Annotated in this window: 9 protein-coding genes; 5 read left to right on the top strand and 4 right to left on the bottom strand. The window is 72.3% G+C overall.

Annotated features, from left to right (window positions below):
- The 4 genes from AC08ON_RS02365 to hemE form a co-directional block, all read right to left on the bottom strand.
- On the bottom strand, positions 1-706 hold a 706-nt coding region (locus AC08ON_RS02365; RefSeq protein WP_476616374.1), incomplete at its 3' end, for a nucleoside-diphosphate sugar epimerase/dehydratase.
- Positions 707-1,640: 934 nt separating this feature from the next.
- Complete coding sequence (gene hemQ, locus AC08ON_RS02360; RefSeq protein ID WP_476606217.1) at positions 1,641-2,336, bottom strand: hydrogen peroxide-dependent heme synthase; 696 nt, start codon at positions 2,334-2,336, stop codon at positions 1,641-1,643.
- A gap of 51 nt (positions 2,337-2,387) precedes the next feature.
- Entirely contained in the window at positions 2,388-3,803 is a 1,416-nt protein-coding gene (gene hemG, locus AC08ON_RS02355) for a protoporphyrinogen oxidase (RefSeq protein WP_476606216.1), read from the bottom strand.
- A gap of 116 nt (positions 3,804-3,919) precedes the next feature.
- Complete coding sequence (gene hemE / locus AC08ON_RS02350; protein ID WP_476606215.1) at positions 3,920-5,029, bottom strand: uroporphyrinogen decarboxylase; 1,110 nt, start codon at positions 5,027-5,029, stop codon at positions 3,920-3,922.
- Positions 5,030-5,331: 302 nt separating this feature from the next.
- Between hemE and AC08ON_RS02345 the strand changes: the two genes are divergently transcribed.
- The 5 genes from AC08ON_RS02345 to AC08ON_RS02325 all read left to right on the top strand — a co-directional run.
- Positions 5,332-5,772, top strand: coding sequence for a DUF3817 domain-containing protein (locus AC08ON_RS02345; protein ID WP_476606214.1), 441 nt, complete (start codon positions 5,332-5,334; stop codon positions 5,770-5,772).
- A gap of 678 nt (positions 5,773-6,450) precedes the next feature.
- On the top strand, positions 6,451-7,104 hold the full coding sequence (locus tag AC08ON_RS02340) for a DUF3000 domain-containing protein (RefSeq protein ID WP_476606213.1): 654 nt from the start codon (positions 6,451-6,453) through the stop codon (positions 7,102-7,104).
- Positions 7,105-7,277: 173 nt separating this feature from the next.
- A complete protein-coding gene (locus AC08ON_RS02335; RefSeq protein ID WP_476616373.1) occupies positions 7,278-8,618 on the top strand; it encodes an HRDC domain-containing protein in 1,341 nt (446 codons plus the stop codon).
- 248 nt (positions 8,619-8,866) lie between these two features.
- Complete coding sequence (locus AC08ON_RS02330) at positions 8,867-10,075, top strand: thiolase family protein (RefSeq protein WP_011435773.1); 1,209 nt, start codon at positions 8,867-8,869, stop codon at positions 10,073-10,075.
- Positions 10,076-10,164: 89 nt separating this feature from the next.
- On the top strand, positions 10,165-11,891 hold a 1,727-nt coding region (locus AC08ON_RS02325), incomplete at its 3' end, for a 3-hydroxyacyl-CoA dehydrogenase NAD-binding domain-containing protein (protein ID WP_476616372.1).

Here is an 11,891-nt window from a genome sequence, read left to right as displayed (position 1 = left end):
CCAGCCGGACCAGGGTGGCAGCCGACTCCCCGGCCCCGACCACGAGCACCCGGTGCAGGCAACGACCGGCCCGGCGCATCCGGTGTAGGAGGCCGCGACCGACGACCCGACCCACCATGGAGAACAGGGTCGCGGCCGGGAAGGCGATCAGCACGTAACTACGGGCGATCTCCGCCTTCGTCGCATACGAGGCGATGGCCACCGCCGCGGTGAACCGGGCCGCCGTGTTGACCACCCGCCGGAACTCCTCCGACCCGCCACCGAGGAACCGGCTCTCGTAGGCCCGGTTCAGGGACATCGCCAGCACCCAGGCGAGCGGCAGCAGAACCGTCATGAGGATGTACGGCTTGGAGGACACCGGCTGGGTGCCGAAGTCGACCAGGTCACCGAATCGCACGAAATACGCGAGCCCCGCTGCCACCACGCAGGCGGCCGCGTCGAACAGGACGAGCAGCCGGACGTAACGCCGTTCCCAGGTCACCTGAGCGCGATAGCCGCCCGTCTCGACGGCGGCCGGGCTCACCCGCCCCGCGCTGTGCCGCCCGCCGGGCCCGGTGGCCGTGCGGCTCGGCGGTGCGCCGGCGGGCCGGCCGGCCGTTCCCGCCGGCGCGTCCGGCGGGAACGGCATCCCCTGCCCGCCGCGGGTGCGCGGAACGAAGTTCGACCCAGCGGTCGCGCGCGTGCCGCCGGACACCGTCTCCGTCACTCGTGGTCCCCCCCAGCACCGCGACGGCGCGCGTCGACGACACCGACCGGACCCGGCCGAACGGACTGGCCCAGCGACGCCGGCACGTGCCCGAGCCCGAGCCCGAACGAGGATCCGAGCGGGCCCGGAGGTGTCATCGTCCTCCCCGTTCGGCGGCCCGCGGCACCCCTCGCTCAGACAGCCACGAATTCATCCCTCGGTGGTACATCGACCGGACCTCCAGCGATCTTCCCCCCGCCACTGACTGTGGGCCGTCCCGAACGACGAGCCGAACGCACGCATCATCCAGGTCCCACTGGAGTGTGTCGGCACACGCCGGAGCGAACTGGAGTACCGGACGCCGACACGGGTGGCGCTCCGTGGTCACGGGGGCAACGTTACCGGCTGCGCCGAGACGATCTACCAGCGGCCCGGCCAGGCGATGGCGGCGTGGCGCCCCAACCGCCGACCGTGGCGATGGCGTGATCCGTGCGTTTATGGCGACTCACAGTAACAGAGATGCGGTCGTCGGGCAGCGACCGCCATGACGAACCTTCCGAGTCGACGAACCTTCCAAGTCCGCCCACCGATGCGGACATAACGGACACCATCGACCCACAGACGCCTGACGCATACACTGCGCACACAAACAGCGGCGATAATGCTACTCTGCGTTATGGATCGCGGGTCTCGACTCGGGATCCGTCGGCTGCCCGCCCCCGCAGGCACCGGGGGGGTGGGGCTGTGCGATCCGGCGCGCCCCGTGCGACGTCGCCGACGTGATATCGCCGGGGTGACGTCCCCCGGGATTGATGTCACCTGGAGTGATACCGCCCGGGTGAGGCCGGTGAGCACAGTCACGGGACGGTCGGCGCCTGCCGGACGGGTGGGGGCGCCCAGGCAGGCGCCGGCTGCCGTCCCGACCCTCCGCCGGCCTACCCGGCAGCCAGCCGCCTCAGGGCAGGGCGGTGACGACGTCCGCCAGCGGCTTGCGGGCACCGGTGTAGAACGGCGTCTCCAGCCTGGTGTGCCGTCGCGTCGCGCTGGCCCGAAGGTGCCGGATGCAGTCGACGATCCGGTGCAGCTCATCCGCCTCGAAGGCGAGCAGCCACTCGTAGTCGCCCAGTCCGAACGAAGCCACCGTGTTGGCCCGGACGTCCTCGTACTCCCGGCCCATGATCCCGTGCTCGGCTAGCATCCCGCGCCGTTCATAGTCCGGCAGCAGGTACCACTCCAGCGAGCGGTTGAACGGGTAGACGCAGAGATAACCGCGGGGGTCCTCCCGCCGGACGAAGGCGGGGATGTGGTTCTGGTTGAACTCCGCCGGCCGGTGCAGGCCGACCGCCGACCACACCGGACGCAGGTGCCCGCCCAGGGCCGTCCGCCGGAACCGCTGGTAGGTCTCCTGCAGCAGGTCCGGGTCCGGGCTCGTCCACCAGACCATCAGGTCCGCATCGGCCCGGTAGCCCGAGATCTCGTAGACACCGCGGGTGTAGACGTCCTTGGCCAGCGCCCCGTCGAGCAGGGCGGTCGCCTCGTCGATCAGCGGGGTCCGCTCGGCGGGTAGCGGACGGTCGGCCGCGAAGACCGACCATCCCGTGTAGAGCAGCTCCGCGTTGAGTTCGCGGGCCGATTTCGTAGACTCCGACATTCCCAGCCTCCCTCACCGGCGGCCGGACGCGGTCCGGGCCGGTGCACGTGATCAGATTCCCGGGCCCACCGGATCGGCCGGACTGCCCTGCGCCGTCCGGGTAGCCCTCAGCACCGCGTGCGCGGCGGTCTCCCCCGACCGGATGCAGGCCGGGATGCCTACACCGTCGTATCCCGCGCCGGCCAGGGCGATCCCCACTGGAAGCCCCCGGCGCACCGCGGCGATCCGGTTGAGATGACCCGGCAGGTACTGCGGGAGTGCCCCGCCCCAGCGACTCACCCGGGTCGCTACCGGCCGACCGGACAGGCCGGTGATCTGCGCGATCTCCGCCGCCGCCACCCCGGCGAGCTCCACGTCCCCGCGCTGCAGGTCCTGTTCGGCACCGGCGCGGCCGATGCTCGCCCGCACCACCGTGAGCCGGTCGGAGCCCAGGTGCGGCCACTTGGCGGACAGGAAGGTGGCCGCCTTCACCGCGGTGCCCGCCCGGGCGGGCACGAGGAATCCGCTGCCGGGTGGCGGCGCGACATCCCGGTAGACCAGCGTCACCAGGCCGACCGAGGCGTAGGGCACACCGGCAAGCAGGGCGGAGGCATGCGGGGCCAGCGGCGCCAGCAGGGCGCGGGCCACCCCGGCAGGCACCGCGAGGATCACGGCGTCGGCCTGGAACGGCCCGAGGGCGTCCGCGCCGCCCACCCGGTCACAGTTGACCTGCCAGCCGCCCGCGGTCTTCGCGATCGAGCGGACGAGCACCCCGGTGCGCACGGTGGCGCCGGACTGCGCCGCCACTCGCGCCGCGAAGGAGCCCAGCCCCCCCCGAAGCGTGGCGAACAGCGGCGCCGTCGAGGTCGTCGTCGCGGGTCCGGTACGGGCCCGCACCCGGTGCGCGCCGAGGAGCAGCGAGCGGTCCTCGGCGAAGATGGGGACAAGCTGGGGCACGGTCGCCCGCAGCGACAGCGCGTCCGCCCGGCCCGCATACACCCCCCCGAGCAGCGGATCCACCAGCAGGTCGACGACTTCGCGCCCGACCCGCGTGCCCACGTAGCGACCGACGGTCGGATCGTCGGCGAAACGCGTCCGCGGCAACACCAGGTCGGCGGCGGCCCGCGCCAGCCCCCACGGGGACAGCACCCGCGAGCGGAGCAGGCCGAGGACGTCGGTCGGCACTCCGAGCAGGGTGTTCGGGGGGATGGGATGCAGCCGGCCGCGGATCCACAGTGACGCTGACGTCGTGGCCGGATGCACGATCTCGTGCCCGAGCCCGATCTGCCGGGCCAGGCGGAGTCCGTCGGGAACCCGGGCGAGGAAGGACTCCGCGCCCTCTTCGACGTCCAGACCCTCGATCGGGGTGGTACGCAGCTTGCCACCGACCCGGTCCGCCGCATCGAGGACGGTCACTTCGGCGTGCCCGGCCAGGGCGCGGGCGGCCGAGAGCCCGGCGATACCCCCACCGACGATCACAACCCGCACGTTCCTGCCGCCCTTCACGTTGAGTGGTGCCGCCCGCCAGCTTTCACCATCGGGCCGGTGCCAGTGAACCGGCCCGATGAAGGCGGATCACCTGCCCTGGACTCATCTGCCGTGGATCATCCGCCGTGGACGAGGTCGGCGACGTGCGCGAGCACGCCCGGATCGGTCTGCGGCAGCACCCCGTGGCCGAGGTTGAACACGTGCCCCTCCGCCTCGGCCCCGCGGGCGCAGACGTCACGCACCTTGGCGGCGAGCACCGGTTCGGGGGCGAAGACCGCGGTCGGGTCGAGGTTTCCCTGCACGGCGTGACCGGGCCCGATCCGCCGGGCGGCCTCGTCGAGAGGGACCCGCCAGTCGACGCCGACGACGTCCGCACCCGCCTGGCCCATCGCGGTGAGCAGCTCACCGGTGTTCACACCAAAGTGGATGCGCGGCACCTCACCGGCGAAGGCCGCCAGCACCCGAGCGCTGTGCGGCGCGACGTAGCGATGGTAGTCCGCCTCGTCCAGCGCCCCGGCCCAGGAGTCGAACAGCTGCAGCGCGTCGACACCGGCATCCACCTGGACCCGCAGGAAGGCGGTGGTGATGTCGGCGAGCCGGGCCAGCAGGGCGTGCCAGAGCTTCGGTTCGCTGTACATCAACGCCTTGGTGCGGGCGTGGTCGCGACTCGGTCCGCCCTCGATGAGGTAGCTCGCGAGGGTGAACGGCGCCCCGGCGAACCCGATCAGCGGGGTTGAACCCAGCTCGGCCAGCAGTAGCCGGACCGCGTCGGCCACGTAGGGAACGTCGTCCGGCTCCAGTGCACGCAACGCGGCGAGCCCGACGGCGTCCCGCACGGGCTCGGCCACCACCGGTCCGATCCCGGCGACGATGTCGATGTCGAGGCCGATCGCGACCAGGGGCACCACGATGTCGGAGAAGAAGATCGCCGCGTCCGGCCGGAACCGGCGTACCGGCTGGAGCGTGATCTCCGTGATCATCTCGGCGTCCCGGCAGGAGTCGAGCATGGCGACTCCCGCGCGCAGTGCCCGGTACTCGGGCAGGACCCGCCCGGCCTGACGCATGAACCACACCGGCGTGGTCCCGGGGTGCTCCCGTCGACAGGCACGCAGGAAGGGCGCGGTGTCGGCCAGGCCGGGCCGCCGGGCGAGCGCTGCACCGGTCGGCGGGGGCGAGACGCCACCCGGCCCGGATCCGGGTCGCGCGTCAACGTGGAGGACAGGCATGGGTCGATCGTTGCACGCCTGTGGGAGGTGTGGGAGTACGGCCGTAGCGGGATGGGCCACCACACGGGCCTGACGGCTCCCAGCGGCGAGGACCGGGGAGTACGAACCGGAACGTTGCACATCCGCTATCTTCTACTCTGAGTAGAAGAACTTCCAGGTTCAGCCGGTGTCGGGCGCTCCCGCCCGTCGAGGCCGCGCTCGGCGGACGGGGACGAACGATCGAGCGGACGTGACGAATCCCGCGGTCGCCGTGGCACAGCCACGGCGCGTCCCGGCTCCCGGAGCGCCAAGGCGCCCGGACAGTGGAACGCCTCAGTGTCATCTGCTACGTCGTCTGCTACGACGCCATCTGCTACGACGAGGAGTCACCGATGACCGGTCGTGCCCCGAGCGGCGCCTTCCAGCCCCTTGCCCTGGCCCGCGTCGTCTCGCTCGCCGAGGCGTCGTCCTTCCTTCTGCTGCTCGTCGCGACCGCGATCAAATACGGTGCCGGCCACCCGATCGGCGTGCGGATCCTCGGCCCGACCCACGGCGTGCTCTTCCTCACCTACTGCGCCCTCATCGGCTACCTCTCGATGGTCGGGCGCTGGCGCCGTAAGCGGACCGTACTCGCGCTGATCGCCGCGGTGCTGCCTGTCGCCCCGTTCTTCGTCGAGCGGCACTGGCTGCGCGGCGACGCCGTCCGGCTGGGCAGCGTGAAGCCGGCACGCCCCACCTCGAAGCCGGCCGGCCAGGCGGGCTGAGCCTGGGGCCGGCCCGACCCCACCGGCCCACAGACCGGGCGATCCGCCCCGCACCGCCCCGAGACGGGCTCACGCGACACGCCGGAGAGAATGCACGGACATCCGCTCGTCCCGTGGCACCGTCAGTCCGGTCGGAATTGGGGTAGAGGGTGCGCGTCATCCCGCGTTCCCCCTCCCTCCGGCCGTGGCGAATGGCGCGCGATCCGTGGTTATGCGCCCACCACGATCCAACGGGACGCATCACGGGCAGACGTGCGCGGGGAGTGGTGGTCGAGTGGAACAGGTCCGGGTGAGCGCCGAGGATCACATCGTTCTCGTCTGCATCGCATGCCGCGACGAGCGCATCTTCGAGCAACCTCCGTGCTCCGACGGGCACGGTGACGACTGCCCGGAGTGGGCCTGCACCTCCTGTGGCACCGCGGTGCTGGTCGGGCCGGCCCCCGCGGAGCGGCCGACGACCCGGCCGAGGCCCGTGCGCGAGACCCCCGCAGTCCGAGATCTCCGCGGCCGCGATCGTGCCGCCGCGCGGATCCCGGCGTGAGCCTGCACAGTTCCGCCCCTCAGCCGGGGTATTCCGGACACCGGCTCACCGGTTCCCGCCCGCACGCAACGGGACCGAACCCGTACGCTCCGGCGTCTGGCCAGCATGATCACGACAGACGTCCTACCGTTGCCGTCATGGGGGTCGCGCAGTCATCCGAGGCGAGCCCTCCGATCTTCCTCGCGGTCACCGACGCCCTGCGCGCGGGGATCGCGCGGCTACGCCCGGAGGTGGCGGTGCACGAGGTGGCGGCACCCACCCGGGTCGCGCCGTTCTCCTTCGCTCTGGCCGGCGGGCTGACTGGGGACGAGGCCGACACCGCGGCCGGCCGGCTCATCCTGCTCATGGATCCCCAGGGACAGCCGGCCTGGCAGGGCACGGCCCGCATCGTCTGCTACGCCCGCGCGAGCATCGACCGGGAGATCGCCGGCGATCCCCTGCTCGCCGAGGTCGCCTGGTCGTGGCTGCGGGAATCATTGGAGGCGCACGGCGCGGGCGTGCGCGCCCTGGGCGGCACGGTCACGGCCACCGCATCACAACGCTTCGGCGTGCTCGCGGCCGACGGGGACAGTTTCGACGTGGAGCTGCGCTGCTCCTGGTCACCCGACTGGGCGGAGACCGCCCTCGCATCCGACCGCGGCCCCGCGGGGCCGGACGCGCAGGGCCGGCTGCCTTGGAGCGCCTCGGCGACGGTCGCCCACCTGCTCGCGTTCGGGGACCTGCTCGCGGCCATGGCCGGGCTTCCCCCACAGCTGTCCGGAGTCATCACGCTACCAGCTCGCCGGAGTTGACCGCGTCACACCGGCCCGCCGGACGGACAGCACCGCACCACCCACCGCGCGCCGCAGCCGACCCTCCACCGCGCGCACCTCCCATTACCACGTCATTACAAAGCGTATAAATAACGCGATTCGCTGTAGGACACGGCTACCTCCGCCAGGATTCGGACGTACGATCACCGATCGTGACGTCGACGGTTCCTGAATCAACACAGCAGGTCAGCGGGGGTGTCAGCGCAGAGGTGGAGGTACAGCCCAGCACCGGTGCTCATGAGCCCATCCCGCTGCTCATCCCTGCGGACGGGGTACCCCCCGTCATCGTCGACACCGCGGAACTCGCCGCGGCGGCGGAACGCCTCGCGGCCGGCATCGGGCCGGTCGCGTTCGACGCCGAACGCGCGTCCGGTTACCGGTACGGCCAGCGGGCCTACCTCGTCCAGATCCGACGGCGGGGCACGGGCTCGCTGCTCCTCGATCCGATCGCGCTCGAGGATCTGAGCGTCATCCAGGACGCGGTGGGCGGGGTCGAATGGGTGCTGCACGCCGCCAGCCAGGACCTTCCGTGCCTGTCCGAGCTCGGTCTGCGGCCGAGTCTGCTGTTCGACACGGAGCTCGCCGGCCGGTTGCTGGGCTACGAACGGGTCGGGCTGGGGATAATGGTCGAACGGGTGCTGGGCTACGGGCTGGAGAAGGGCCATTCGGCCGCGGACTGGTCGACCCGCCCGCTTCCCGAGCCGTGGCTGCGCTACGCGGCACTCGACGTCGAGCTGCTGGTGGAGTTGCGCGACGCGCTCGAGGCGGAGCTGATCGAACAGAACAAGATCGAGTTTGCCCGGCAGGAGTTCGCCGCGATCGTCGCGGCCCCGCCACGCGAGCCACGGGCCGAGCCGTGGCGCCGGACGAGCGGGATCCACCGAGCCCGGTCCCGCCGCCAGCTCGCGGCGGTCCGGGCGATGTGGACCGCCCGGGACCGGCTCGCTCGTACCCGTGACGTCGCGCCGGGTCGCGTCCTCCCGGACAGCGCGATCATGGACGCCGTGCTGAACGCCCCCACCGACGCGGCCGCGCTGGTCCGGCTGCCCATCTTCTCCGGACCACGGATCCGCCGCACCGCCAACGTCTGGCTCGACGCCCTGCGTGGCGCCGCCGCACTGCCCGAGGAGGAGCTGCCCGCCCCGGCCGGACCGGGCGGCGACGGTCTGCCGCCGCCCAACCGCTGGGCCGAGCGCGACCCGGTGGCCGCGTCGCGGCTGGCCCGGGTGCGGGCCGCGCTGGCCGCCCTCGCCACCACCCACACGATGCCGGTGGAAAACCTCCTCGAGCCCGCGTTGTCCCGGCGGCTCGCCTGGTCCCCGCCGAATCCCCTGACGGACACGGCCGTCGCCGGGGCGCTGCGGGCCGGCGGGGCACGCCCCTGGCAGATCGAGCTGACGGCCGCTCCCCTGCTCACCGTCCTCGCCGAGCCGCCCGCCCAACCGGCCGAACCGACGGAACCGGCCGAACCAGCAGCCGAGCCGGCGGGCTGACGACCGGATCCGCGGGTCGTGGGCCAGGGACAGACCGGCGCATCACGGCATCGGCCTCCCCGGACATCCGGCATCCATGGCTCCGGGATGTCTACCGGCTGGTAACCGCTGCCGTAGGCTAGCCGTGCCGGCGGTATCCGCGTCGGTGCCGGCTGGCTGTCCAGGCCCTGGAACCGGGTTTCGGACAACGGCCGACGTTCGACGGCGACGAACCGGCGGTCGGTGGCGGCCGCGGGTCGGGAGGTCCCGTGTTCGGATCATCCAGAAACTTCGTACGCGACGTCGTGTTCGTCGACGGGGTCCGAACCCCGTTCGGGAAGGCCAAGGGCGTCTACGCCGAGACCCGTGCCGACGATCTGATCGTGCGGGTGATCCGGGAGCTGCTGCGACGCAATCCTTCCCTCCCCCCCGAGCGGATCGACGAGGTGGCGATCGCGGCCACCACCCAGATCGGCGATCAAGGCCTGACCATCGGCCGGGTCGCCGCCATCCTGTCCGGGTTGCCGGAAACGGTGCCGGGCTTCGCGATCGACCGGATGTGCGCAGGCGCCGTCACGGCGGTGACCACGACGGCCTCGTCGATCGCCGTCGGCGCCTACGACGTGGCCGTGGCCGGCGGGGTGGAACACATGGGCCGCCACCCGATGGGCGAAGGCGCCGACCTCAACCCCCGGTTCGTCGCCGAACGGCTCGTGGACACCTCCGCGCTGGTGATGGGCTCGACCGCCGAGAACCTGCACGACCGGTACCCCAAGATCACCAAATCGCGAGCGGACGCCTTCGCTCTGGCCTCCCAGGAGAAAGTCGCCAAGGCGTACGCGAACGGTCAGATCCAGCCCGACCTCGTCCCGGTGGCCGCCCGGCACGTCGAGACGGGCTGGGAGTTCGTCACCGTCGACGAGCCGCCGCGACCGGACACCACGCAGGCGGGGCTCGCCGGGCTGCGCACGCCGTTCCGGCCGCACGGGCGGGTGACCGCGGGCAACTCCGCCGGGCTCAACGACGGCGCCACCGGCTGCCTGCTCGCCGCCGCCGAGGTGGCGGCCGAGCTAAGCCTGCCGGCGAAGATGAGCCTGGTGGGTTTCGCGTTCGCCGGAGTCCCCCCCGAGGTGATGGGCGTCGGGCCGATCCCGTCGACGGAGAAGGCGCTGGCCCGCACCGGCCTGACCATCGACGACATCGGCCTGTTCGAGCTGAACGAGGCCTTCGCCGTGCAGGTCCTGGCCTTCCTCGACCACTTCGGCATCGCCGAGGACGATCCCCGGGTCAACCCGTACGGCGGGGCCATCGCGTTCGGTCACCCACTGGCGTCCAGCGGGGTGCGCCTGATGACCCAGCTCGCCCGGCAGTTCGCCGAGCATCCCGAGGTGCGCTACGGCATGACGGCGATGTGCGTGGGTCTCGGCATGGGCGCCACCACGATCTGGGCGAATCCGCACCACGCCGCGGCCAACTGAGCAGGTACGACGACCGAGCAGGTACGACGACCGACCCGGGACGACCCGTCCGACACGACCGGGCCCGCGGCGGAACCGAGGGGAGATCCATGACCATCGACGAGGTGACCCTGTCCTTCCCGGGCGAGGTCGTCACGGCCGCCCACGTCCGCTACGCGCGGCTGCCCGGGGTGGCCGGGCCCGTCGCCCTGATCACCCTTGACAACGGTCATGACCACACCCGGCCGAACACCTTCGGCCCGGCCGGCCTGCGGTCCCTGCTCGCCGCCGTCGACGAGATCGAGGCGCACGACCCGCCGGTCGCCGCGATCGCCGTCACCGGCAAGCCGTTCATCTTCAGCGTGGGTGCGGACCTGTCCTTCCGCTCATCGCTCACTGACCCGGAGCGGATCCGCCCCTCGCTCGCGGCGCTCGGCCGCCTCGGGCACGAGGCCTTCGCCCGGGTGGGTGAGGGTCGCCTGGGTGACCGGAAGGTCCCGACCTTCGCCCTCGTCAACGGGGCGGCGCTGGGCGGCGGGCTGGAGCTGGCCCTGCACTGCGACTACCGGGCGCTGTCCGCCGGCATTCCCGCACTCGCCTTCCCAGAGGTCTTCCTCGGCCTTGTCCCGGGCTGGGGCGGCACCCAGCTGCTGCCCAACCTCATCGGCGCCGAAGGGGCGGTGTCCGTCGTCATCGGCAACGCGCTCAGCCAGAACCGCATGCTGCGCGGCCGGCAGGCGTTCGAGCTGGGTCTCGGGGACGTGCTGCTGGAGCCGGCTGACTTCCTGGCGGAGGCGCTGCGCTGGGTGGGCCAGGTGCTGCGCGGCGATGTCGACCCGGTGGCCGCCCGCGCGCCGGTCGAGCGGGGGGCGGGCTGGGCGGAGGCGATCGCACGGGGCCGGGCGCTCGCCGACGCGAAGCTGCACGGGGCCGCGCCGGCCGCCTACCGGGCGTTGGACCTCCTCGCGCTCGCCGAGACCGCCGACCGCGCCACCGGGTACGCGGCCGAGACCGAGGCCCTCGCCGATCTGTCCGTCAGCGACGAACTTGCCGCCAGCCTGTACTCCTTCGACCTCGTGCAGAAGCGGGCGAAGCGGCCGGTGGGCGGGCCGGAGCCGGCGCTGGCCCGGCCCGTGACGAAGGTCGGGGTGGTCGGCGCAGGCCTCATGGCAAGCCAGCTCGCCCTCGTGTTCGCGCACCGGCTCGAGGTGCCGGTGGTGCTCACCGACATCGACCAGGCCCGGCTCGACGCCGGGGTCGCGGGGGTCCACCAGGAGATCGACAACCTCCTACTACGCCACCGCATCACCCCCGACCAGGCGAACCGCTACAAGGCGAACGTCACCGGATCCCTGACCAAGGACGCCTTCGCGGACGCGGACCTCGTCATCGAGGCCGTTTTCGAGAACCTGGCCGTCAAGCGGACCGTGCTCGCGGAGCTCGAGGCCGTCGTGGCGCCCACGGCCGTGCTCCTGACGAACACCTCGGCGCTGTCGGTCACCGAGATGGCCGCTGGGCTCGATCATCCCGAACGGGTAGCCGGGCTGCACTTCTTCAATCCGGTGTCGGTCCTCTCCCTAGTCGAGGTGGTCCGCGCTGCCCGCAGCGACGACGCCACCATCGCGACGACGCTGGCCGTGGCGAAGAACCTGAAGAAGAACGCGGTCCTGGTCGCCGATGCCCCGGCGTTCGTCGTCAACCGGCTGCTGACCCGGTTCCTCGGGGAGGTGCTCGGCGCGACAGAGGGCGGTACGCCGCTCGAGGAGGCCGACCACGCCCTCGATCCGCTGGGGCTGCCGATGTCCCCGATGACCCTGCTCACCCTCGTCGGGCCGCC

It is taken from the genome of Frankia sp. CoWAU3 (assembly GCF_977971855.1).
This window is presented reverse-complemented; position numbering and strand designations above follow the sequence as displayed.

Coding starts and splice junctions, on each gene's coding strand:
- hemQ (WP_476606217.1), bottom strand. CDS start 2,336: ATGTCGGAGTCTACGAAATCGGCCCGCGAACTCAACGCGGAGCTGCTC.
- hemE (WP_476606215.1), bottom strand. CDS start 5,029: ATGCCTGTCCTCCACGTTGACGCGCGACCCGGATCCGGGCCGGGTGGC.
- AC08ON_RS02340 (WP_476606213.1), top strand. CDS start 6,451: ATGGGGGTCGCGCAGTCATCCGAGGCGAGCCCTCCGATCTTCCTCGCG.